The 23,644-nt window shown below is 60.8% G+C and carries 21 protein-coding genes; 14 read left to right on the top strand and 7 right to left on the bottom strand.

The annotated features are described in order from the left end of the window. Positions 1-82: 82 nt before the first annotated feature. From gcvT to gcvP, 3 genes are all read left to right on the top strand, one after another. Positions 83-1,165: a glycine cleavage system aminomethyltransferase GcvT gene (gene gcvT / locus AB4N41_RS07540; protein WP_460138374.1), complete on the top strand. Its 1,083-nt coding sequence runs from the start codon at positions 83-85 to the stop codon at positions 1,163-1,165. 47 nt (positions 1,166-1,212) lie between these two features. Further along, on the top strand, positions 1,213-1,596 hold the full coding sequence (gcvH, locus tag AB4N41_RS07535) for a glycine cleavage system protein GcvH (RefSeq protein ID WP_252877082.1): 384 nt from the start codon (positions 1,213-1,215) through the stop codon (positions 1,594-1,596). Between the two features lie 200 nt (positions 1,597-1,796). Next, entirely contained in the window at positions 1,797-4,670 is a 2,874-nt protein-coding gene (gene gcvP, locus AB4N41_RS07530) for an aminomethyl-transferring glycine dehydrogenase (RefSeq protein ID WP_252877081.1), read from the top strand. 186 nt (positions 4,671-4,856) lie between these two features. Here gcvP and AB4N41_RS07525 read toward each other — a convergent pair whose 3' ends face one another. The 3 genes from AB4N41_RS07525 to AB4N41_RS07515 form a co-directional block, all read right to left on the bottom strand. Beyond that, a complete protein-coding gene (locus AB4N41_RS07525) occupies positions 4,857-5,177 on the bottom strand; it encodes a DUF2388 domain-containing protein (RefSeq protein ID WP_172667868.1) in 321 nt (106 codons plus the stop codon). A 65-nt stretch (positions 5,178-5,242) separates the two neighbouring features. Beyond that, positions 5,243-7,027, bottom strand: a complete 1,785-nt coding sequence (locus AB4N41_RS07520; protein WP_024014732.1) for a GspE/PulE family protein — start codon at positions 7,025-7,027, stop codon at positions 5,243-5,245. A 92-nt stretch (positions 7,028-7,119) separates the two neighbouring features. Continuing rightward, positions 7,120-7,458, bottom strand: a complete 339-nt coding sequence (locus tag AB4N41_RS07515) for a hypothetical protein (protein ID WP_460138373.1) — start codon at positions 7,456-7,458, stop codon at positions 7,120-7,122. Positions 7,459-7,583: 125 nt separating this feature from the next. On the opposite strand from AB4N41_RS07515, the gene AB4N41_RS07510 reads away from it, so the two are divergent. Next, a complete protein-coding gene (locus AB4N41_RS07510; protein WP_024014730.1) occupies positions 7,584-8,048 on the top strand; it encodes an Lrp/AsnC family transcriptional regulator in 465 nt (154 codons plus the stop codon). A 106-nt stretch (positions 8,049-8,154) separates the two neighbouring features. Here AB4N41_RS07510 and AB4N41_RS07505 read toward each other — a convergent pair whose 3' ends face one another. Then, positions 8,155-9,525, bottom strand: a complete 1,371-nt coding sequence (locus AB4N41_RS07505; RefSeq protein ID WP_041476882.1) for a CYTH domain-containing protein — start codon at positions 9,523-9,525, stop codon at positions 8,155-8,157. 156 nt (positions 9,526-9,681) lie between these two features. On the opposite strand from AB4N41_RS07505, the gene argE reads away from it, so the two are divergent. After that, positions 9,682-10,836, top strand: a complete 1,155-nt coding sequence (gene argE, locus AB4N41_RS07500; RefSeq protein WP_252877080.1) for an acetylornithine deacetylase — start codon at positions 9,682-9,684, stop codon at positions 10,834-10,836. A gap of 262 nt (positions 10,837-11,098) precedes the next feature. Next, positions 11,099-12,400 (top strand): amino-acid N-acetyltransferase, encoded by a 1,302-nt coding sequence (argA, locus tag AB4N41_RS07495; protein ID WP_016772647.1) that lies wholly within the window; start codon positions 11,099-11,101, stop codon positions 12,398-12,400. Between the two features lie 133 nt (positions 12,401-12,533). Here argA and tauA read toward each other — a convergent pair whose 3' ends face one another. Continuing rightward, on the bottom strand, positions 12,534-13,523 hold the full coding sequence (gene tauA, locus AB4N41_RS07490; RefSeq protein WP_150637059.1) for a taurine ABC transporter substrate-binding protein: 990 nt from the start codon (positions 13,521-13,523) through the stop codon (positions 12,534-12,536). Between the two features lie 363 nt (positions 13,524-13,886). On the opposite strand from tauA, the gene AB4N41_RS07485 reads away from it, so the two are divergent. The 8 genes from AB4N41_RS07485 (at position 13,887) to AB4N41_RS07450 (ending at position 21,163) form a co-directional block, all read left to right on the top strand. Then, entirely contained in the window at positions 13,887-15,245 is a 1,359-nt protein-coding gene (locus AB4N41_RS07485; protein ID WP_095181290.1) for an OprD family porin, read from the top strand. A 292-nt stretch (positions 15,246-15,537) separates the two neighbouring features. Beyond that, positions 15,538-16,176 carry a peroxiredoxin gene (locus AB4N41_RS07480; protein WP_041476878.1) on the top strand — a complete coding sequence of 213 codons (639 nt, stop codon included), beginning with the start codon at positions 15,538-15,540 and terminating at the stop codon, positions 16,174-16,176. Between the two features lie 315 nt (positions 16,177-16,491). Further along, positions 16,492-17,085, top strand: coding sequence for an NADPH-dependent FMN reductase (gene ssuE, locus AB4N41_RS07475; protein WP_041476877.1), 594 nt, complete (start codon positions 16,492-16,494; stop codon positions 17,083-17,085). Positions 17,086-17,174: 89 nt separating this feature from the next. Beyond that, positions 17,175-18,149: a sulfonate ABC transporter substrate-binding protein gene (locus AB4N41_RS07470; RefSeq protein ID WP_252877079.1), complete on the top strand. Its 975-nt coding sequence runs from the start codon at positions 17,175-17,177 to the stop codon at positions 18,147-18,149. Positions 18,150-18,174: 25 nt separating this feature from the next. Continuing rightward, positions 18,175-19,323 (top strand): FMNH2-dependent alkanesulfonate monooxygenase, encoded by a 1,149-nt coding sequence (ssuD, locus tag AB4N41_RS07465; RefSeq protein WP_016772653.1) that lies wholly within the window; start codon positions 18,175-18,177, stop codon positions 19,321-19,323. A gap of 9 nt (positions 19,324-19,332) precedes the next feature. Further along, positions 19,333-20,115, top strand: a complete 783-nt coding sequence (gene ssuC, locus AB4N41_RS07460) for an aliphatic sulfonate ABC transporter permease SsuC (RefSeq protein ID WP_027610511.1) — start codon at positions 19,333-19,335, stop codon at positions 20,113-20,115. Continuing rightward, positions 20,112-20,918, top strand: a complete 807-nt coding sequence (gene ssuB / locus AB4N41_RS07455) for an aliphatic sulfonates ABC transporter ATP-binding protein (RefSeq protein ID WP_252877078.1) — start codon at positions 20,112-20,114, stop codon at positions 20,916-20,918. Before ssuC ends, ssuB begins: the two co-directional genes overlap by 4 nt. Before the next feature lie 29 nt (positions 20,919-20,947). Next, positions 20,948-21,163 carry a TOBE domain-containing protein gene (locus AB4N41_RS07450; protein ID WP_003229256.1) on the top strand — a complete coding sequence of 72 codons (216 nt, stop codon included), beginning with the start codon at positions 20,948-20,950 and terminating at the stop codon, positions 21,161-21,163. Positions 21,164-21,324: 161 nt separating this feature from the next. Here AB4N41_RS07450 and AB4N41_RS07445 read toward each other — a convergent pair whose 3' ends face one another. Then, on the bottom strand, positions 21,325-21,957 hold the full coding sequence (locus AB4N41_RS07445) for a TetR/AcrR family transcriptional regulator (RefSeq protein WP_041476873.1): 633 nt from the start codon (positions 21,955-21,957) through the stop codon (positions 21,325-21,327). A gap of 284 nt (positions 21,958-22,241) precedes the next feature. Then, positions 22,242-23,618 carry a glutamine synthetase family protein gene (locus AB4N41_RS07440; RefSeq protein WP_016772657.1) on the bottom strand — a complete coding sequence of 459 codons (1,377 nt, stop codon included), beginning with the start codon at positions 23,616-23,618 and terminating at the stop codon, positions 22,242-22,244. Positions 23,619-23,644 lie beyond the last annotated feature (26 nt).

The following is a 23,644-nucleotide window of genomic DNA, read 5'->3' as shown; positions in this document are numbered from 1 at the left end:
ATCGGCTGCAAGCCTTATTCATCAAGGCTTTCAGCCGTATAGCGGCGGTCCGCACCCTCGCCACGCCCGGAAGGAGAAACCCATGGGACAGCGTACGCCTCTGTATGACCTGCACCTCGCGCTCGGCGCGAAGATGGTCGATTTTGGCGGTTGGGACATGCCACTGCATTACGGCTCGCAGGTCGAGGAGCACCACGAAGTGCGCGGCGATTGCGGGGTGTTCGATGTTTCCCATATGACCGTGATCGATGTCACCGGCGCCCAGGCCAAGGCCTGGCTCCAGCATCTGCTGGCCAACGACGTCGAACGTCTGCACCGCCCCGGCCGGGCGTTGTACAGCACCATGCTCAATGAGCGCGGTGGCATCGTCGACGACATGATCGTCTATCGCCTCGACGACGCGTACCGGCTGGTGTTCAACGCCTCGACCCGCGATCAGGATCTGGCCTGGATGAACGCCCAGCTCGGCGCCTACGACGTGCAACTGCACGAGCGCGCGGAGCTGGCGATGCTTGCCATCCAAGGCCCGCAGGCCCGGCACAAGATTGCCGAACTGGTGACCCAGTCGCGCGCCACGCTGATCCAGCAACTCAAACCTTTCGAAGGCGCCATCGACGGCGACTGGTTCATCGCGCGTACCGGTTACACCGGCGAGGATGGCCTGGAAATCTGTCTGCCGGCCAATCAGGCGCCGGGTTTCTTCAACGACCTGGTCGGTGCCGGTATTTCGCCGATCGGCCTTGGCGCTCGCGACACCTTGCGTGTCGAGGCCGGAATGAACCTGTACGGTCAGGACATTCATCAGGACGTTTCACCGCTGGCCTCGAACATGGCCTGGAGCATCGCCTGGGAGCCGGCCTCGCGGCAGTTCATCGGCCGCGCGGCGCTGGAGGCGGAAAAAACCGCCGGCGTGGCGCACAAACTGGTCGGTCTGGTGCTGGAAGAACGCGGGGTTTTGCGCGCTCACCAGGTGGTGCGCATCGCCGATGTTGGCGAAGGGGAGATCACCAGTGGTAGTTTCTCTCCTACGCTGAGCAAATCGATTGCCCTGGCGCGTGTACCGATGGCAACCGCTGACCGCGCCGAAGTGGAAATCCGTGGCAAGTGGTATCCGGTGCGAGTGGTCAAACCGACCTTCGTGCGCCATGGCAAAACCTTGATCTAACCTTTTCTGGCGGGCATGACCGCTGACCAATTTCCGAGGAACCGAAGATGAGCGATATCCCTGCCGAACTGCGTTTTGCCGAAAGTCATGAATGGGCGCGTCTGGAAGCTGACGGCACTGTCACCGTGGGCATCAGCGATCACGCGCAGGAAGCGCTGGGCGACGTGGTGTTCGTCGAGCTGACCGAAGTCGGCAAGGTGTTCGCCGCCGGTGATCAATCCGGCGTGGTCGAGTCGGTGAAAGCCGCCTCCGACATCTACGCCCCGGTCAGCGGTGAAGTCATCGCGATCAACGAAGATCTGGGCAGCTCGCCTGAACTGCTGAACTCCGACCCGTACGGCGCGTGGATCTTCAAGCTCAAGCCAAGCGACAAGGCCGAGCTGGACAAGCTGCTGGATGCTGCTGGGTACAAGGCTGCAATCGGCGAGTAAGTTGCCGGCAACACCCAAAGCCCCGATTCGTCGGGGCTTTTTTTCAGAATCAAAAGATCGCAGCCTTCGGCAGCTCCTACCTTTGAAATACATTCCCCTGTAGGAGCTGCCGAAGGCTGCGATCTTTTGATCTTCGAGGGCACTGCTATGCTGGTTTGACCGTGTCGATTGACGCCAAGCGCCAGCCAGGAGAGCCCGTCATGTCCCAGTCGCCGTCCCTGAGCCAGTTACGCGATCCCGAAGCCTTTCTGCGCCGCCACCTTGGCCCGGATGCCGCCGAGCAGCAGGCGATGCTCGACAGCCTGGGCCTGGGCAGTCGTGCCGAGCTGATCGAGCAGACCGTGCCGCCGGGCATTCGCTTCAATCGCGCACTGGATCTGCCGCCGGCACTCGACGAACAGGCTGCGCTGGCGAAACTGCGCGGTTATGCCGAGCAGAATCAGCTGTTCACCAGCCTGATCGGCATGGGTTATCACGGCACCGTGACGCCGACCGTCATTCTGCGCAACGTGCTGGAAAATCCCGGCTGGTACACCGCGTACACCCCATACCAACCAGAAATCGCTCAAGGCCGGCTCGAAGCGCTGCTCAATTTTCAGCAACTGACCATCGACCTCACCGGCCTGGAACTGGCCAACGCCTCGCTGCTCGATGAGGCCACCGCAGCGGCCGAAGCCATGGCGTTGGCCAGGCGCGTGGCGAAGTCGAAGAGCAATCTGTTTTTTGTTGATGAAAACTGCCATCCGCAAACCCTCTCCGTGGTGCAGACCCGCGCCGAAGGTTTCGGCTTCGAGCTGGTCGTCGACGCGGTGGATAACCTGGCGCAGCACGAGGTGTTCGGCGCGCTGCTGCAATACCCCGACACCCACGGCGAAATCCGCGATCTCAAACCCTTGATCAATCACCTGCACGCGCAACAGGCCCTGGCCTGCGTCGCCACCGACCTGCTCAGCCTGCTTTTGTTGACGCCGCCGGGTGAGTTGGGTGCCGACGTGGTGTTCGGTTCGTCCCAGCGTTTCGGTGTGCCGATGGGTTATGGCGGCCCGCACGCGGCGTTCTTCGCCAGCCGCGAGGAGTACAAACGAGCGATTCCGGGGCGGATCATCGGTGTATCGAAAGATGCTCGCGGCAACGTCGCGCTGCGCATGGCCCTGCAAACCCGCGAGCAACACATCCGCCGCGAGAAAGCCAATTCGAACATCTGCACCGCGCAGGTGCTGCTGGCCAATATCGCCAGCTGTTATGCGGTGTATCACGGCCCCGAGGGCTTGAAGCGTATCGCCCAGCGCGTGCATCGCCTGACCTGCCTCCTCGCCGCGGGACTCAAGCGCAACGGTATCAAACGGCTCAACGAGCAGTTCTTCGACACCCTGACCCTGGAGGTCGGCGGTGCGCAAACGGCGATCATCGAAAGCGCTCAGGCGGCGCAGATCAACCTGCGCATTCTTGGTCGCGGCCGCGTCGGTCTGAGTCTGGACGAGACCTGTGATGAACACACCGTGGCGAAGCTGTTCGATGTGCTGCTCGGCGCCGATCACGGCCTGAGCGTTGATGCGCTTGATGCGCAGGACATCGCCTCGGGAATTCCCGACGAACTCCAGCGCAGCACGCCGTACCTGCAACATCCGGTGTTCAACGCTCACCACAGCGAAACCGAGATGCTGCGTTACCTCAAACAACTGGAAAACAAGGATCTGGCGCTCAATCAGTCGATGATTCCGCTCGGTTCCTGCACGATGAAGCTCAACGCCACCAGCGAAATGATCCCGATCACCTGGCCGCAGTTCGCCAATCTGCATCCGTTCGTGCCGAGGGAGCAGGCTGTCGGTTACACACTGATGATCGAAGAACTTGAGGGTTGGCTCTGCGCGATTACCGGTTTCGATGCTATCTGCATGCAGCCCAATTCCGGCGCCCAGGGCGAATACGCCGGGCTTTTGGCGATCCGTAAATATCACGAGAGCCGGGGGGAGGGCGCGCGGGATATCTGCCTGATTCCGTCATCGGCCCATGGCACCAACCCGGCCTCGGCGCAGATGGCCGGAATGCGTGTTGTCATTGTCGAATGCGATGAGGCGGGCAACGTCGATCTGGATGATTTGCAGCTGAAAGCCGCCGAGGCCGGGAACAAGTTGTCGTGCCTGATGGCGACCTATCCGTCGACCCATGGCGTTTACGAGGAAGGCATCAGCGAAATTTGCGCAGTGATTCACCATCACGGCGGCCAGGTGTACATGGATGGCGCCAATCTCAATGCCCAGGTCGGCTTGGCCAGACCGGCGGACATTGGCGCCGACGTGTCGCACATGAATCTGCACAAGACCTTCTGCATTCCCCATGGCGGCGGCGGGCCGGGCATGGGGCCGATCGGCGTTCGTGCGCATCTGGCGCCGTTCGTCGCCAACCATCCGGTGGTGCCGATTGACGGGCCGCTGGCGCAGAACGGCGCAGTCAGCGCAGCACCGTGGGGCAGTGCGAGCATTTTGCCGATCAGTTGGATGTACATCGCCATGATGGGCCCGCAACTGGCGGACGCCAGCGAGGTGGCGATTCTGGCGGCAAATTATCTGGCGCAGCATCTATCCGGGGCATTCCCGGTGCTTTACGCCGGGCGCAACGGCCGGGTGGCGCATGAATGCATTCTTGATTTGCGCCCACTGAAGGCTCAGACCGGCATCAGCGAGGAAGACGTTGCCAAGCGGCTGATGGATTACGGCTTCCACGCGCCGACCATGTCCTTCCCGGTGCCCGGTACGTTGATGGTCGAGCCGACCGAGAGCGAATCCAAGGCAGAACTCGACCGCTTCATCGCGGCGATGCTGAGCATTCGCGCAGAGATCAATGAAGTGCAGAAGGGCAACTGGCCGGGCGAAGACAACCCGCTCAAACGCGCGCCGCATACGCTGGCCGATGTCACTGGGATCTGGGAACGGCCCTATAGTGTCGAACAGGGCATTACCCCGGATGCGCACACCCGATTGCACAAATATTGGCCGGCGGTGAATCGGGTGGATAACGTTTACGGGGATCGCAACCTGTATTGCGCGTGTGTCCCGGTGGATGATTACCGCTGATCTCTAAATCCACCGCCGTCCCTGTGGGAGCGAGCCTGCTTGCGAAAGCAATCGTCCAGCCAGCATTTTCGGTGACTGGCTCACCGCTTTCGCGAGCAGGCTCGCTCCCACAGGGTTTTGTATCGGTTTCAGAAGACGGGCAAAAAAATGCCGCTCGATCGAGCGGCATTTTCATCGGCGCAACGTTTACTCGGAAGCCACGGCGTTCTTCGCCAGAATCGCGTTCGCCAGTTCCATGTCCGAAGCCTGCAGGCCCGGGTTGTCGGCGCGGACTTTCTGCATGGCTGCTTCCAGGTACGGGCCACGGATGCCGCCGTCGCTGGCGACGAAGCTGCCGGCGTCGTCCTGGGCGGCGACGATCAGCTTGTGATCCTTGAACGTCAGGTAGGTCGAGCCGGTGGTGGCACCGGAGGAGATGACGTTACGCCAAAAGCTGTCCGCCATGGCCGAACCAACGGGAAGCGACAGCAGGGCCAAGGTGGCGACAGCAAGTTTGAGACGCATGATGAGGTGACTCCTGGGATTGACTACGGCGTTGGATAGCCGATCCCCCGATCCAGTTCCGTGCTGAATTATTTCAACTCACTTTGCGGCGTCACCCGCAGCACTTCTTCCACCGTGGTCAGCCCCGCCGCGACTTTCTGCGCGCCGGACAGGCGCAGGCTGCGCATGCCTTCCTTGAATGCCTGACGCCTGATCGCGGTGAGGTCGGTATCCGGGGTGATCAGCGCTTTGAGGCTGTCGCTCAGTTGCATGATTTCGTAGACCCCGGCGCGGCCGCGATAGCCGGTGTCGCGGCATTCCAGGCAACCGATCGCTCGCTGCGCATTGCTCGGCAGCGGCGCTTGCCAGGGCCGGGTCAGGGTTTGCCAGTCTTCATCCTCGAGCGTCAGTGGCGCCTTGCAGTGCGGGCATAACGTGCGCACCAGACGCTGAGCCATAACGCCGAGCACGGTGGCTTTGATCAGGTAATGCGGCACACCGAGTTCGAGCAAACGGCTGATGGCGCTTGGTGCATCGTTGGTGTGCAGGGTGGACAAGACCAAGTGGCCGGTGAGTGCGGCCTGAATCGCCATTTCCGCAGTTTCCAGATCGCGGATCTCGCCGATCATGATGATGTCCGGGTCCTGTCGCATCAGCGCGCGCACTCCAGCGGCGAAGGTCAGTTCGATGTTGTGCTGCACCTGCATCTGGTTGAAGGCCGGCTCGACCATTTCGATCGGGTCCTCGATGGTGCAGAGGTTGACCTCCGGCGTCGCAAGTTTTTTCAGCGTGGTGTACAGGGTGGTGGTCTTGCCCGAACCGGTCGGCCCGGTGACCAGAATGATGCCGTTGGGCTGGCGGGTCATGTCCTGCCAGCGGCGCAGGTCGTCGGCGCTGAAACCCAACTGGTCGAAGTTTTTCAGCAGCACTTCCGGGTCGAAAATCCGCATGACCATTTTTTCGCCGAACGCCGTCGGCAAGGTCGACAGACGCAATTCCACTTCGCCGCCGTCCGGGGTCTTGGTCTTGACCCGGCCATCCTGGGGTTTGCGCTTTTCCGCGACGTTCATGCGACCGAGGCTTTTCAGGCGACTGACAATCGCCATGGTCACCTGCGGCGGGAATTGATAGACGTTGTGCAACACGCCGTCGATGCGAAAGCGCACGGTGCCGTGCTCACGGCGCGGTTCGATGTGGATGTCGCTGGCGCGCTGCTGGAAGGCGTACTGGAACAGCCAGTCGACGATGTTGACGATGTGCGCGTCGTTGGCGTCCGGTTCCTGGTCGCTGGCGCCGAGATTGAGCAGTTGTTCGAAATTGCCGAGGTTGCCGCCCTGGGCGTCGGCATTGCTGGCGCCGCTGACCGATTTGGCCAGACGAAAGAATTCGACGCTGAAGCGCTGGATGTCGACCGGGTTGGCCACAACGCGTTTGATCGGCAGCTTCAACACGTGGGTCAGGTCGGCTTCCCAACCGCTGACGTAGGGCTGAGCGCTGGCCACGGTGACCGAATCGCGGTCCACGGCGACGGCGAGAATCTTGTGGCGCTGGGCGAAGGCATAGGACATCAGCGGCGTGATCGCCGCGACATTGATTTTCAGCGGATCAATGCGCAAATACGGCTGACCGGCCTGTTGCGCCAGCCACAGGGTCAGGCTTTCCAGATCCAGATGTTTGCCCGGACGGCTGAGGTCGTCGAGTTGCTGGCTGGCGATGAATTCCAGCGGATGCATCTGCCCGTGAGCAGCATGGCGACGGCGGGCATTGAGCGCCTGTTCCGCCGCGTCCTGGCAGATGAAGCCTTGGGCGACCAGTTCCCGTAATACATCGTTGAGGTCCAGCCAGCGGTCCTGAGTGACAAATTGAACGGACATGCGGCTTTCCTTTTTAAGCGTCATGCGCAAAAGGATAGTCGTGGCTCTGCTGACCGTTGGGCCACTACCCGACGAAGCCGTTGCCGGATTTGTCAGCCGGCAGCCTGTGCGGGCGCCTGCCACGCTGCGTCGGCGTTGTGCAGGTCCACTGTGCAGACGCTGATCAGGTTGCGCAGTTTTTCCGCGATCACTTGCGCGCGATGCCAGCTCAGGCCGCTCATGAGGAGGTCGATCGACAGCAGATCGTCCTGGCGCTGGACGTTGACCTGCTCCGGGGTCAGAAACTGCAAGGCGAACAGATTCAGCACGCGCACCAGCAGGTCCGGCTCGGCCTCGGCAAGGATTCGGTACTGCGCCAGGCAGTGAGCGTTGTTGACGTTCCAGACATCGGCGCGGGTGGGGGTGCTGTTCACGGCTTCAAGATGCGGCATGGCAAATCTCCAGATCAGTGGAGAAATTTTTGCATTCGGTGCGGGGTATTTCTTGGCTATGATCGGCGCCTGTACAGATTTATCGAAAGAATTGATTCGTGAAAGCTGATCTTTGAGGATTTTTTATGCACAGCGAGCTGGATGCCTACGACCGCAAGATCCTCGCCTTGCTGCAGGAAGACGCTTCGCTGTCGAGCGCGCAGATCGCCGAACAGGTCGGCCTGTCGCAATCGCCGTGCTGGCGGCGGATTCAGCGGATGAAGGAGGAGGGCATCATTCGCGGCCAGGTGACCTTGCTGGATCGCAAGAAGATCGGCCTGAACACGCAGATCTTTGCCGAGATCAAACTCAACGCTCATGGGCGTTCGAACTTCACTGAATTCACCGAGGCGATTCGCGGCTTTCCGGAAGTGCTGGAGTGTTATGTGCTGATGGGCGCGGTGGATTTCATGTTGCGCATAGTCGCGGCGGACATCGAGGCGTACGAGCGATTCTTCTTCGAGAAGCTGTCGCTGGTGCCGGGGATACAGGAAGTGAATTCGATTGTGGCGCTTTCTGAAATCAAGTCCACCACGAGCCTGCCGGTCTAGTGCGGATGGCCTTTGTGGCGAGGGGATTTATCCCCGCTGGGCTGTGCAGCAGTCCCCGCTTGATCGTTCCCACGCAGAGCGTGGGAACGATCAGGTGGGAAGGTGTTTAGCTGCGCAGGAGGATTTTCCAGGCGCGATTCTGGTACACCGCAATCGCCTGATGCTTGCGTGCATCGAGCAGTTCGTCGGTGATGGTCGGCTCGTTGGCCAGTTGCGCCAGTTTGTTCAGCTCACCGTACAGGCGATCCATTTCCGGGATGTCCAGCACGTTGCGCGCATGGTGCAACCAGACCTGAATGCGTTCGATACGCGGCAGTTGTTCAGCGAGATCTTCCGGCTGCTGCTGATAGCGTTGCAGCTGCAGAGCAGTGGCTTCTTCGCCGAGCAGACGCGGCAGCCAGCTGTGCAGTTGCGCGTCACCCTGACGATTACCGCGAGTGTTGCGGTCGGCGGTCCAGGTGCGGGCCAGCAGCCAGCGTGAAGCGTTCAGCGAGAACTGGCCCCAGCGCGGGTCTTCCAGTTCTTCGAGGAACTGCTCCGGCGCGGCCTTGCGCACGTCTTCGTCTTCGATACCGACCTGTACCAGCGGACGCCAGTCTTCCAGCAAGGCATCGAGGGCCACGCGCAAATCGTGGGTCGACTGACGCGGCGCGGCCTGGCCGAGGCTGCTGAGCAGGGCGCGCATTTCCGCGAGGTTCTCGACCCAGTCCTGCAGCAGACGCCAGTGGCCGTTGAAGCGATATTGTTCGGCCAGACGCTGGCTGCTGCCGAGCAGATGCCAGCTCAGCGCGGCGAAGGCGTCGTCGAGACGGGTTTCGGTGGTCAGCTGCGGCGCTGGCAGGCTCAGCGAGTAGCTGTTGGCGTCGTGCAGGCGATAACCACGCTCGGCCTTGCTGATATCGCATGGCATCAGCGCCAGGGTTTCGGCCAGTTCGGCAGCCAGTTCCAGCAACGCGGCAGGCTCGCCTTCGCGCAATTCCAGTTCCAGCTCGCAGATTTCTTCTTTCTGCTTGCCGACCACCACGTGACCGAGATCCAGCGCGGCTTCAATGACTACTTTGGTCTTGCCACGGCCCCAGGCGATTTCGGCGCGCTCGCGGACGAAATCGGTGGTGAAGATCGGCTTGAGGGTTTTCTTGTCCAGCTCGGCGAGCGACTCTGGCCAGCATTCGCCGTCGAGTTTCTTCACGTCGAGCTTGGCTTTCGGCAGTTTCCAGTCGTACTCGTTACGCTCGGACAGACCGGCGACGCTCTGGCCACGGGTCTTGAGAGTTTGAATCACTTCGTCACCGTCCTTGCGCAGGCGCAGGGCGACCTTGGCCTGGGCGAGGTCGCGCTCGGGGGTGTCGAAGTACTGGTTCATCAACTCACGGCGTTCCCAGCCACTTTTGTTGCGTTTCTTCAGCAGCGGGTGCTCGCGCAGGGCAGCGAGGGTTTCGCGGCTGACGCGGAGTTTGATTTCAGTTTCTTTTTGCATGGCCGGAACATCCAGAATCGGGAGCGCAGCCGGGGGAATGTGTGGCTGCCAAGGCCGTGCAGTGTACAGGAGTCAAACTTCCTACGCCCTGCGGCGGTTTATTCCGCGCGCCGGATGGTTCTATAGTGGGCCTCAATCCGGGACCTGGAGTCAGTGATGCCATTGCCGTCCATGCAAGACCAGTTCGCCGCGCTGATTGCCGCGCCATCGGTCAGCTGTACCCAACCGAACCTGGACCAGTCCAACCGCGCCGTCATCGATCTGCTGGCGTGCTGGCTCGGTGACCTGGGTTTCAGCTGCGATATACAGCAGGTCAGCCCCGGCAAATTCAATCTGCTTGCCAGTATCGGCAGCGGCCCCGGCGGCCTGGTGCTGGCCGGGCACAGCGACACCGTACCTTATGACGACGCGTTGTGGCAGACCGACCCGCTGAAGCTCACCGAAGTCGACGGTCGCTGGGTCGGGCTGGGCAGTTGTGACATGAAGGGCTTCTTCGCGCTGATCATCGAAGCCGTGCGGCCGCTGCTCGATCAGCCGTTCAAGCAACCGCTGCTGATCCTCGCCACCTGCGACGAAGAAAGCTCGATGTCCGGCGCCCGCGCACTGGCCGAGGCCGGGCAGCCGCTGGGCCGCGCGGCGGTGATCGGCGAGCCGACCGGGCTCAAGCCGATTCGCATGCACAAAGGCATCATGATGGAGCGCATCGACATCCTCGGGCAGAGCGGCCACTCCTCGGATCCGCGCCTGGGCCACAGCGCCCTTGAAGCGATGCACGATGCCATCGGCGAACTGCGCGGTCTGCGTCTGTTGTGGCAGCGTGAATTCAGCAACCCACAGTTCAGCGTGCCGCAACCGACGATGAACTTCGGCTGCATTCATGGCGGCGACAATCCCAATCGCATCTGCGGCCAGTGCTCGCTGGAATTCGACCTGCGGCCGCTGCCGGGCATGGACCCGAGCCTGCTGCGCGCGGAAATCCTGCGCAAGCTCAACCCGGTGGCCGAGCGGCATAAGGTGAAAATCGATTACAAACCGCTGTTCCCGGAAGTGCCGCCGTTCGAGCAGTCCGAAGATGCCGAACTGGTGCGCATCGCTGAAAAGCTCACCGGCCATCGCGCCGAAGCAGTAGCGTTCGGCACCGAAGCGCCTTATCTTCAGCGCCTCGGCTGCGAAACCATCGTCCTCGGCCCCGGCGACATTGCCTGCGCGCATCAACCCGGCGAGTACCTTGAAATGTCACGTTTGCAGCCTACCGTGCATCTGATTCGGCAGTTGATTGAACATTACTGCCTGACGACAGACGAACGATGACGGCCCTGTGTGGGAGCGAGCCTGCTCGCGAAAGCGTTTTGTCAGTCGCCATTGATGAACCTGGTCCACCGCTTTCGCGAGCAGGCTCGCTCCCACAGGGTTAAATGTCTTGCATCAACCCGGTAAATTGCCTGCACCACAACCCGTATTCATGAGGAGAGCGCGCGTGTCGCCAAGCCTGTTCCGACGATAACCATCAGCCCGCTGTGCGTTTTTCGTTTCGCCCCTTTTTTCGGCTGCTCTTTATTACAGGCCCAGGTTTATGCCCGAATACGTTAATTGGCTTCGCCACGCGTCTCCCTACATCAATGCCCACCGCGATTGCACCTTCGTCGTCATGCTTCCCGGCGACGGCGTCGAGCATCCGAATTTCGGCAATATCGTCCACGACCTGGTCTTGCTGCACAGTCTGGGCGTGCGTCTGGTGCTGGTGCACGGCTCGCGCCCGCAGATCGAAACCCGTCTCGCCGCCCGTGGCCTGACCCCGCATTATCATCACGGCATGCGCATTACCGATGCCGCGACGCTTGAGTGTGTGATCGATGCGGTCGGCCAGTTGCGCATCGCCATCGAAGCGCGGCTGTCGATGGACATGGCCTCGTCGCCGATGCAGGGCTCGCGTCTGCGCGTGGCCAGCGGCAACCTCGTCACCGCGCGGCCGATCGGTGTGCTGGAAGGTGTCGACTATCACCACACCGGTGAAGTGCGTCGGGTTGACCGCAAAGGCATCAATCGCCTGCTCGATGAGCGCTCGATCGTGCTGTTGTCGCCGCTGGGCTATTCGCCGACCGGCGAGATCTTCAACCTTGCCTGCGAAGACGTCGCCACCCGCGCTGCGATTGATCTGGGCGCGGACAAGCTGCTGTTGTTTGGCGCCGAGCTCGGCCTGATCGACGAAAACGGCAAACTGGTGCGCGAACTGCGCCCGCAACAAGTGCCGGCACATTTGCAGCGTCTGGGCATGAGCAACTATCAAGCGGAATTGCTCGATGCCGCCGCCGAAGCCTGTCGAGGCGGCGTTGCGCGCAGCCATATCGTCAGTTACGCCGAAGATGGTGCGCTGCTGACCGAGCTGTTCACCCGTGACGGTGGCGGTACGCTGGTGGCGCAGGAGCAGTTCGAACTGGTGCGCGAAGCGGCGATTGAAGACGTCGGCGGTTTGCTCGACCTGATCAGTCCGCTGGAAGAGCAGGGCATTCTGGTACGCCGCTCGCGGGAAGTGCTGGAGCGCGAGATCGAGCAGTTCAGCGTGGTCGAGCGCGAAGGCATGATCATCGCCTGTGCGGCGCTGTATCAGATTGCCGATTCCGATGCTGGCGAACTGGCGTGTCTGGCGGTGAATCCGGAATACCGCCACGGCGGACGCGGCGACGAGTTGCTCGAACGCATCGAAACCCGCGCGCGGGCGCAGGGTTTGAAAACCCTGTTCGTACTCACCACGCGCACCGCGCACTGGTTCCGCGAGCGCGGTTTCGAGCCAAGCAGCGTCGAACGCCTGCCAGCGGCGCGGGCGTCGCTGTACAACTATCAGCGTAATTCGAAGATCTTCGAAAAGACCCTCTGAACAACAGCGAGGTCTGTGGCGAGGGGATTTATCCCCGCTGGGTCGCGTAGCGGCCCCCTGTGGTTTCACTTGGAATCGCTGGGGCACTGCTGTGCAGTCCAACGGGGATAAATCCCCTCGCCACTTTCTGCATTCAGTCAGTGATGAATTTGGCGCTGACGTACGGCGAATAATCCGCCAGCACTGTCTCGACCTTGCCCTGTTCCTTCAAGAATTTCGCCGTTTCGGCAATGGCCTCGGCGGTGCCGCCGTCCAGCAGCGCCGTGCTTTGCTGCGCCTTGGCATCCGGGAACGCCGAACCGGCCAGCAGTTCCGGTACATCTGCTGCGTTGGCACCGGTCAATTTGGCGATTTTCTGCACAGGCACCGAGTCGGCCGTCCAGCTGTCTTTGTGTGCGGCGTAATCAGCGAACGAATCCAGGGTGACCTTGGCGAATTTCGCCACGACCTCGGGATGCTTCTCGGCAAAGTCCTTGCGCGCCACCCACACCTCGAAGGTTGGCGCACCCCACTGGCCGACCTGGGCGGCGTCGGTCAGGGTCTTGCCGGTCTTGCGGATCTCGCCTAGCGCCGGCGACCAGACAAACGCACCATCAATGTCGCCACGCTTCCACGCGGCGGCGATTTCCGCCGGTTGCAGGTTGACCACTTTGACTTGCGAGGTATTCAGGCCCCAGTGCTTCAGCGCCCCAAGCAGACTGTAGTGCGAGGTGGACACGAACGGTGTGGCGATGGTTTTACCGATCAGGTCCTGCGGTTTGTCGATGCCGCTGCCGTTGCGCACCACCAATGCTTCGGCGGCATTGATCTGTGCCGAAACGATGAACGCCACGATCGGCAGATTGCGTGAAGCAGCTGCTGCCAGGGGACTTGAGCCAAGGTTGCCTATCTGTACGTCGCCAGAAGCAATGGCAGTGACGACTTCCGGGCCGCTGTTGAAACGACGCCAGTCGATCTTCTCGCCGATGGTTTTTTCATAGACACCATCGGCCTGCGGCACTTTGCTCGGATCGATCCCGGTCTGGTAGCCGACCGTCAGACCGGCGGCATGTGCGGAAAAAGAAAACAGTGCCGACACACAAACTGTAACAAATTGACTTGATAGTGCGCGTTTCGCCATGATGCGTCGCCTTTTCGATGGGATTTGCCGTGTTGGGAGTACGGCAAAGCTAATCGATCTAAAAAAAGGTCAGCAAATACCATTTAGGAATGAGCTTAGGCGCCGATACGCTGTTTCCCGGCGCGGATGGCCATTAATGGGCCATATGCCTGAATGGCATGAAAAAGGACGAATAAATTCTTTTGGGATTATCAGGAAGTCTTTACGCTGCAGGGACCAAATCACTCGCGATTAGACGATGGTCGTAGACATACAAGGTTACGATTGACTTGGCAGTCACGGTCTGGCGCTAATCGCGAATCTTAGGATTCAGGGCAAATCGACCCCGAACCAGGAACACAAGAATTAGAACGAGAGGAGCGATACATGAACAAGTCCACCTTGGCCCTGGCTGTGGCCGTTGGGGTTATGGCGCAGCAGGCAGGCGCCGCCGGTTTCATCGAAGACAGCAAGGCTACTCTGGGTCTGCGCAACTTCTACATCAACACTGACAACCGTAACGGCACTGCCGAACCAAGCCGCAACGAAGAGTGGGGCCAAGGCTTCGATCTGCGTTTCATTTCCGGTTACACCCAAGGCACTGTCGGCTTCGGTATCGATGCCATCGGCCTGTTGGGCGTACGTCTGGATTCGGGCGGCGGCACCAACGGTAACGTTGCCTCCAACGGCACCCCAGGCACTGCTTACGGCGGCACTGTTTTCCCAAGCGAATCCAACGGTCAGGCAGTTGATAACTTCTCCAGCCTGGGCCTGACAGCCAAAGCGAAGATCTCCCAGACCGAACTGAAGCTGGGTACTCTGCAGCCGAAGAACCCGGTCATCGTCACCAACGACGGTCGTTTGCTGCCGCAAACCTGGCAGGGTGGCCAGATCACTTCCGGCGAGATCAAGGACCTGACTCTGGTCGGTGGCCAGATCGAGCACGTGAAAGGTCGTAACTCCAGCAACAATGAACAGCTGTCGATCGGTGGTGCAAACGCACGCACCGCGAACAGCAACAAGTTCATCTACGCCGGTGGTGATTACAAAATCACCAAGGACCTGACTGCCCAGTACTACTACGGCAATCTGGAAAACTTCTACAAGCAGCATTTCCTGGGTCTGGTGCATAACTGGTCGATCGGTCCAGGTGTGTTGAAGTCCGACTTCCGTTACTTCAATAGCTCCGACGACGGCCGTAATGGCGATGAATCTGCCTATTTCAGCAACGGTGCCTACGGCAACAGTTCGCTGGGTAACGGCAAAGGCAAGGTCGACAACAATCTGTACAGCGGCCTGTTCCTGTACACCGTTGCCGGTCACACCTTTGGTGGCGGCTATCAGGTGAGCAACGGCAGCAGCGACTTCCCTTGGCTGAACCAGGGCGACGGTTCGTCGAACTACACCATCACCGACATGCAGATCCAGAAGTTCAACCGTGCCGGCGAGCGCACCTGGCAAGCACGTTACTCCTATGATTTCGCCAAGGTTGGCGTGCCTGGCCTGACCGCAGGCATGGTTTACCTGCGTGGCGACAATGTCGATACCTACGCGAGTCGTGTGCAAACCTCCAATGGCGCTTCCGAGTGGGAACGCGATCTGACCGTGGCGTACGTGGTTCCGGAAGGCCCGTTGAAGAACGTCGGCTTCATGTGGAAAAACGCTTCGTGGCGCACCGACATCGCTGGTCAACGCGACCAGGACGAAAACCGCCTGATCCTCAGCTACTCGATCCCGCTGCTGTAATAGCGCTCGAGCAACTGAAGCAAAAAAAAGCCCCGTCCGGCATCGCGCCGGACGGGGCTTTTGCGTTTCGAGTCAGGCTCACCCCCGTAAGCCTTTCTCGATTTCCCTCTTTGCTGCAACTCAAGGCCTTCTCGAACCTTGCGTTGGATGTTCGTCGCGATGCGGGTCGGTGTCCAATGAACAGATGTTTAATATTCATTAATGATCTAGATATCTAGTTATTTATTCTTTTTCACGCTGATCGATCCCGAGCTACAGTTGTTGCCTCCCATCCCTCATCAGGAGCAGCACCATGAGCCTCAGACTCGGCGACATCGCCCCCGATTTCGAACAGGACTCCAGCGCCGGCAAGATTCGTTTCCACGAATGGCTGGGCGATAGCTGGGGTGTGCTGTTTTCCCATCCGGCGGACTTCACTCCTGTGTGCACCACCGAGCTGGGTTTCACCGCCAAGCTCAAGGATGAATTCAGCCGACGCGGCGTCAAGGCCATCGCGCTGTCGGTCGACCCGGTGGACTCGCACCACAAGTGGATCGAGGACATTAACGAAACCCAGAACACCATCGTCAATTTCCCGATCCTGGCCGATGCCGATCGCAAGGTCTCCGATCTCTACGACCTGATCCACCCGAACGCCAATGACACGCTGACCGTGCGTTCGCTGTTCGTCATCGACCCGAACAAGAAGATCCGCCTGACCATCACCTACCCGGCGAGCACCGGGCGCAACTTTCACGAGATCCTGCGGGTGATCGACTCGCTGCAGCTCACCGACAATTACAAAGTCGCCACCCCGGCCAACTGGCAGGACGGTGAAGAGGTGGTGATCGTGCCGTCGCTCAAGGACGAAGACGAGATCAAGCAGCGCTTCCCCAAAGGCTATCGCGCGGTGAAGCCGTACCTGCGCCTGACGCCGCAGCCGAACAAATAAGATTTGTGGTGCAGTCACCGCCGCTTTCGCGAGCAGGCTCGCTCCCACATTTGCAATGCATTCCCCTGTGGGAGCGAGCCTGCTCGCGAAGGCGTCAGTCCAGGCACTTGAGAATCCAGAATCACAACGCAGGGGAATTTCGGCCGTTTCGACGGCCTTTTTTTTCGCCTGGATTCTGCTTATCTTCATATTTCTTAAACGCATAACCAAATGAATAAATATGATTTATGGATATATAAATCAGCTGGTAAGGTCACTGCCATTGAAGCGAGATCGCAGCCTGCGAATCGCCTGTAACGCTTAAAGGAATCTGCAATGCTGGTCGTCTCACTCGGTGGCAGCCCCAGCCTGCGCTCCCGTTCCGGGGTGCTGCTGGAGCGTTCGCAACGCTGGTTGCAACAGCAAGGGGTGGAAGTGGTGAGTTATCAGGTGCGGGACTTCCCGGCCGAGGATCTGCTCCACGCGCGCTTCGACAGTCCGAAGGTCCTCGACCTGCTGCAACAGATCGCAAACGCCGATGGCCTGCTGATCGCCACGCCGGTGTACAAGGCCTCGTTTTCCGGAGCGCTGAAGACCCTGCTGGATCTGCTCCCCGAGCGTGCCTTGAACCACAAGATTGTCTTGCCGATGGCCACGGGCGGCAGCATCGCCCACATGCTGGTGGTCGATTACGCCCTCAAGCCTGTGCTGTCGGCACTCAAGGCCCAAGAGATGCTTCAGGGCATTTTCGCCGAGGACAGCCAGATCGCTTACGGCGAAGGCAGTGCCGCCGCGCAACTGGCGCCGGCCCTGGAGCAGCGCTTGCACGAGGCCCTGGATCAGTTCATCGGCGCCATGGCGCGCCGGCCGAAACCGCTGGAGCCAGGCCTGCTGAACGAACGTTTGTTGAGTGCTCGCTGGAGCATTTAAGCCTCATCGAAATTTGAAGTACTGGCCTTACTCGCCCGCCAACGGGCAAGCAGGTGCAGCCACAACCCAACAGCAAAAAGGAGAGCGCTATGCGCACTGTATTTTTGCGTCGTGGTCTGGTCGCTCTGTTTGCTGCGGCTGTCACCTTCGGCGCCATCACCCAAGCTCAAGCCGAGACATTGCGGATCGGTTATCAGAAGTACGGCACGCTGGTGCTGCTCAAAGCCAAAGGCACGCTGGAAAAACGTCTGGCGGCGCAAGGCGTCGACGTGCAATGGACGGAATTCCCCGGCGGCCCGCAGCTGCTCGAAGGCCTCAACGTTGGCTCGATCGATTTCGGCGTGACCGGCGAAACTCCACCGGTTTTCGCCCAGGCCGCTGGCGCGGATCTGCTCTACGTCGCCTATGAACCGCCAGCACCGAACAGCGAAGCGATCCTCGTACCGAAAGACTCGCCGATCAAATCGGTGGCCGATCTCAAAGGCAAGAAAGTCGCCCTGAACAAAGGCTCCAACGTCCACTACCTGCTGGTGCGCGCGCTGGAAGACGCCGGCCTCAAGTACAGCGATATTCAGACCGTGTTCCTGCCGCCGGCCGATGCCCGCGCTGCGTTCGAACGTGGCAGCGTTGACGCCTGGGTCATCTGGGATCCGTATCAGGCCGCTGCCGAGAAACAACTGCAAGCGCTCACCCTGCGTGACGGCAAAGGCATCGTCGACAACCACCAGTTCTATCTGGCCACAAAACCTTACGCGCAGAAAAATCCCGAGGTGATCAAGACCCTCGTCGAAGAGGTGCGCGCGGTGGGTGAATGGTCGAAATCCAATCCCGAAGACGTGACGCAACAGGTCGCGCCACTGCTTGGCCTGCCGGCGGACATCACCCTGACCTCGGTGAAACGCCAGGGCTACGGCGCGCTGTTCCTGACCCCGGAAGTGGTCGCTGCGCAACAGAAAATCGCCGACACGTTCTTCCAGCTCAAGCTGATTCCCAAGCCGTTGAGCATCAAGGATGTGATCTGGACCCCGCCGGCCGCTGTGGCCCAAAGCTCCCAAGCCCAGTAATTCGAATCCACAAGGAGACCACTCCATGAGCCTCAACATCTTCTGGTTCCTGCCGACCCACGGCGACGGCCATTACCTTGGCACCGCCGAAGGCGCCCGCGCGGTTGATCACGGTTATTTGCAGCAAGTCGCGCAAGCGGCGGACCGTCTGGGTTTTGGCGGGGTGCTGATTCCGACCGGGCGTTCCTGCGAAGACTCATGGCTTGTCGCGGCCTCGCTGATTCCAGTGACCCAGCGTCTGAAGTTTCTGGTCGCCCTGCGCCCCGGGATCATCTCCCCGACGGTCGCGGCGCGCCAGGCAGCGACGCTGGATCGTTTGTCCGGCGGGCGTGCGCTGTTCAATCTGGTCACCGGTGGCGATCCGGAGGAACTGGCTGGCGATGGTCTGTTCCTCAACCATGAAGAACGCTATCAGGCCTCGGTGGAGTTCACCCGCATCTGGCGCCGTGTTCTGGAAGGCGAAACCGTCGATTACGATGGCGAGCACATCAGCGTGAAAGGCGCGAAGCTGCTCTATCCACCGATCCAGCAACCGCGTCCGCCGCTGTATTTCGGTGGCTCTTCGGAAGCGGCGCAGGATCTGGCCGCCGAGCAAGTGGAAATGGTCCTGACCTGGGGCGAGCCGCCGGCCGCGGTGGCCGAGAAGATCGCACAAGTGCGCGCCAAAGCCGCCAAGCTCGGCCGCACCGTGCGCTTCGGCATTCGTCTGCATGTGATCGTCCGTGAAACCAACGCCGAAGCCTGGCAGGCAGCGGACCGGCTGATCTCGCATCTGGACGACGACACCATCCAACGTGCCCAGGCTTCGCTGGCGCGCTTCGATTCGGTCGGCCAGCAACGCATGGCCGCGCTGCACGGCGGCAGCCGCGACAACCTCGAAGTCAGCCCGAACCTCTGGGCTGGTGTCGGTCTGGTACGTGGCGGTGCCGGTACGGCGCTGGTCGGCGATGGCCCGACCGTGGCAGCGCGGGTCAAGGAATATGCGGATCTGGGCATCGACACCTTCATCTTCTCCGGTTATCCACACCTCGAAGAATCGTATCGGGTGGCCGAGCTGCTGTTCCCGCACCTCGACGTCGAGCGCCCGGAACTGCCGAAGAGCGCTGGCTATGTCAGCCCGTTCGGCGAGATGGTCGCCAACGACATTCTGCCCAAAGCCGCATCGCAGAGCTGAGGCGCGGCCATGAACAAATTTATCCACAGCCTCGCGCCTTGGGCGTTGCCGGTGTTGCTGCTGGCGGTGTGGCAGTTGTCGGTGTCGGCCGGTTGGTTGTCGACGCGGATTCTGCCGGCACCGGTGGCGGTGATCGAAGCCGGCGTCAGCCTGGTGCGCAGCGGCGAGATCTGGACGCACCTGGCGATCAGCGGCTGGCGCGCGGCACTCGGTTTCACCATTGGCGGCAGCATTGGTCTGGTGCTGGGCTTCATCACCGGCCTGTCGAAGTGGGGCGAACGCCTGCTCGACAGCTCGGTGCAGATGATCCGCAACGTGCCGCACCTGGCGCTGATTCCGCTGGTGATCCTGTGGTTCGGCATTGACGAGTCAGCGAAGATTTTCCTCGTGGCGCTGGGCACCTTGTTCCCGATTTACCTCAACACTTACCACGGCATCCGCAACGTCGACCCGGCGTTGGTGGAGATGGCGCGCAGTTATGGTCTGAGCGGTTTCAGCCTGTTCTGGCAGGTGATTCTGCCGGGTGCGTTGCCGTCGATTCTGGTTGGCGTGCGCTTCGCGTTGGGCTTCATGTGGCTGACGCTGATCGTCGCTGAAACCATCTCGGCCAGCTCCGGTATCGGCTATCTGGCGATGAACGCCCGCGAGTTCTTGCAGACCGATGTGGTAGTGCTGGCGATCCTGCTTTACGCGGTGCTCGGCAAACTTGCCGACCTCGCCGCCCGTGGACTTGAGCGTGTGTGGCTGCGCTGGCACCCGGCCTATCAGGTTGCCAAGGGAGGTGCGGCATGACCGCTCAACAACCTCCACGCCTGTTGCGCGGGATTCCGCTGGCGGTGCGCAATCTGCAGAAAACCTTCGGCTCACGCCAAGTGTTGCGCGACATCGATCTGCACATTCCGGCGGGGCAATTTGTCGCCGTGGTCGGGCGCAGCGGTTGCGGCAAGAGCACGTTTTTGCGCCTGCTCGCCGGCCTCGATCAACCGACTGGCGGCGAGCTGCTGGCCGGTTCCGCGCCGCTCAGCCAGGCGCGCGACGATACGCGGCTGATGTTCCAGGAAGCGCGGCTGCTGCCGTGGAAAAAGATCATCGACAACGTCGGTCTCGGCCTCAAGGGCAACTGGCGCCAGCAAGCGCTGGACGCACTGGAAGCAGTGGGCCTGGCCGATCGCGCCAATGAATGGCCGGCGGCGTTGTCCGGTGGCCAGAAGCAGCGCGTCGCGCTGGCCCGGGCGCTGATTCACCAGCCGCGTCTGCTGCTGCTCGACGAACCACTCGGCGCACTGGATGCCCTGACCCGCATCGAGATGCAGCAATTGATCGAACGGCTGTGGCAGCAACACGGTTTTACCGTGCTGCTGGTGACCCATGACGTCAGTGAAGCGGTGGCGATCGCCGATCGGGTGATCCTGATCGAGGACGGCGAAGTCGGCCTCGACCTGCACGTCGAACTGCCGCGCCCCAGGGTGCGTGGCTCGCATCGCCTCGCCGCACTGGAAACCGAAGTGCTCAACCGTGTTCTGTCCCAGCCCGGCGAACCGCCGGCGCCGGAACCCGTTTCACCCCTGCCTACGCAATTGCGCTGGGCGCAATAACACCTTTATCAACGACAGGAATCAATGCCATGACTATCAAAGCCATCAACGTGCGCAACCAGTTCAAAGGCTCGATCAAGGAAATCGTCCTCGGCGACGTGCTGTCGGAAATCGACGTGCAGACCGCTTCGGGCATCGTCACTTCGGTGATCACTACCCGCTCTGTGAAAGAGCTGGAGCTGGTGGTCGGCAGTGAGGTGATCGCCTTTGTGAAGTCCACCGAGGTGTCCATCGCCAAGTTGTGAGCCGGTGAGCAAAAAACAACCCCGGAGGGTGTGAGCCCTTCGGGGTTTTTTGTGCCTGTCGCGGATTCGGCGGCGCGGCTTTCGCGAGCAGGCTCGCTCCCACAGGGGAACGCATTTCAAATGTGGGAGCGAGCCTGCTCGCGAAAGGGCCGGTGCATGCGCTAGAGATTTCTTTTGGGTAGATACGGCGGAAGGTACAACCCGATATAGGCATCAAACACGCGCATCCCTTCCTCGGCCATGCGCGGGGTGATCTGCCCGTGCTGCTGCACCGAACGTGCATAGACCCGGTCGCCCAGTTCCATCGCCAGGGCAAACACATCGACATCGTCCGGCAGCCTCGGCAACTCGAAATGCTGGTCGAACAGCTTGTGCATCAGGTCGCCCAGTTCGAGGTCGTGCTGGCGGTCGGCCTGGGTGACTTCGGTCAGGCCATGTTGCGCCAGGATCAATTGCCGCGCGGCTGCGTCTTCGTCGTAGATCTCCAGCATGCGCTGTTCGACCAGTCGCGACAGATCTCGCCAGTCACGCAAGGCATCGTGATCGATCGGCGCTTGCAGGCAGGCGCGGAAGGCTGCGTGGACATCGGCGGTCAGCGCTTCGAGCAGCGCCGGGACGCTGGCGAAAAAGTGATACACGGAGGAGGGCGGAATCTGCGCGCGCTCGGCCACGCTGTAAATCGACAGACTGGCCACGCCCTCGGCCGCCAGCAACGTGCGCGCGGCATCGAGGATCGAATCGATCCGCGCCTGACTGCGGGCACGGGGTTTGCGGACGGTGGCGGGACGCGTCATGGAAGTCTCCTGCGGGGCAGCGGGCATTGTACGAGGCGGTTCAGGTGTTGTCTGCCAGTACCCTGTGGCGAGGGGATTTAGCGAAACGTCGCACCGCCCCGTTCGGCTGCGCAGCAGTCGTAAACCCTGAGAGCCGGGTATTCCTGACACACCGAGTGGAATGGATTTGGGGCTGCTTCGCAACCCAACGGGGATAAATCCCCTCGCCACAGGTTTTGTGTTCGGCCATAAAAAAACGCCGGTGGCTGAATCAGCCAACGGCGTTTTTTGAAGCTGCAAACCGTTTAAACGGTATGCAGATACCAGTTGTACTCAAGGTCGGAGATGGAGTGTTCGAACTCCTCCAGCTCGCTTTCCTTGCAGGCGACGAAGATATCGATGTACTTCGGATCGATGTACTTGGCCATCACCTCGCTGTCGTCCAGCTCGCGCAGGGCATCGCGCAAGTTGTTCGGCAGGCTCTGTTCGTTCTGCTCGTAGCTGTTGCCTTCGACAGGCGCGCCCGGTTCGATCTTGTTGACCAGGCCGTGGTGCACGCCGGCCAGTACCGAAGCCATCAGCAGGTACGGGTTGGCGTCGGCGCCGGCCACGCGGTGTTCGATACGTACGGCATCGGCAGAGCCGGTCGGTACGCGAATCGCCACGGTGCGGTTGTCCAGGCCCCAGCACGGCGAGTTCGGTACGTAGAACTGCGCGCCGAAGCGACGGTAGGAGTTGACGTTCGGGCAGAGAAAAGCCATCTGCGCCGGCAGGGTCTCGAGCACACCGCCGATCGCGTGACGCAGCGCGGCGTTCTGCTCGGGATCCTCGCTGGCAAAAATGTTTTTGCCGGCTTTGTCCAGAATCGAAATATGTACGTGCAGACCATTGCCCGCCTGGCCCGGATACGGCTTGGCCATGAAGGTGGTGTCCATTTCATGGTCGTAGGCGATGTTCTTGATCAGACGCTTGAGCAGGACCGCGTAGTCGCAGGCCTTGATCGGATCGGCGACGTGGTGCAGGTTCACTTCGAACTGCGCCGGGGCACTTTCCTTGACGATCGCATCGGCCGGGATGCCTTGCTCTTTGGCACCTTCCAGAATGTCCTGGAGGCAGTCGACGTATTCGTCGAGGTCGTCGATCAGGTAGACCTGCGTCGAGTGCGGGCGTTTGCCGGAGATCGGCGAGCGTGGCGGCTGTGGACGGCCGTTCACGTTTTCCTGGTCGATCAGGTAAAACTCGAGTTCGAAGGCGGCGCAGATGGTCAGGCCGAGCTCGTCGAACTTGGTCACCACCTGGCGCAGCACTTCACGGGGATCGGCGAAGAACGGATCGCCTTCGAGTTCGTGCATGGTCATCAACAGCTGCGCGGTCGGGCGTTTCTGCCATGGCTCGTTGCACAGGGTATCGGGGATCGGATAGCAGATGCGATCGGCGTCGCCGATGTCCAGGCCCAGACCGGTGCTTTCCACCGTGGAGCCATTGATATCCAGAGCAAATAGAGAGGCCGGCAGGTTGATGCCTTTCTCGTAAACCTTGTGGAGGCTGGTGCGTTCGATGCGCTTGCCGCGCACCACACCATTCATATCCGCAATCAGAAGGTCAACGTACAGAACCTCAGGATGTTCCTTAAGGAACGCGTTCGCTTCGTTAAGCTGAACGGCACGCGGGGGTACCGACATGATGCAACACCTTTGTTGTTAAAAAT

The organism is Pseudomonas sp. S2_A10, assembly GCF_054668465.1.
The sequence above is the reverse complement of the archived record's forward strand: the minus strand, read 5'-3'. Positions and strand labels throughout refer to the sequence as shown.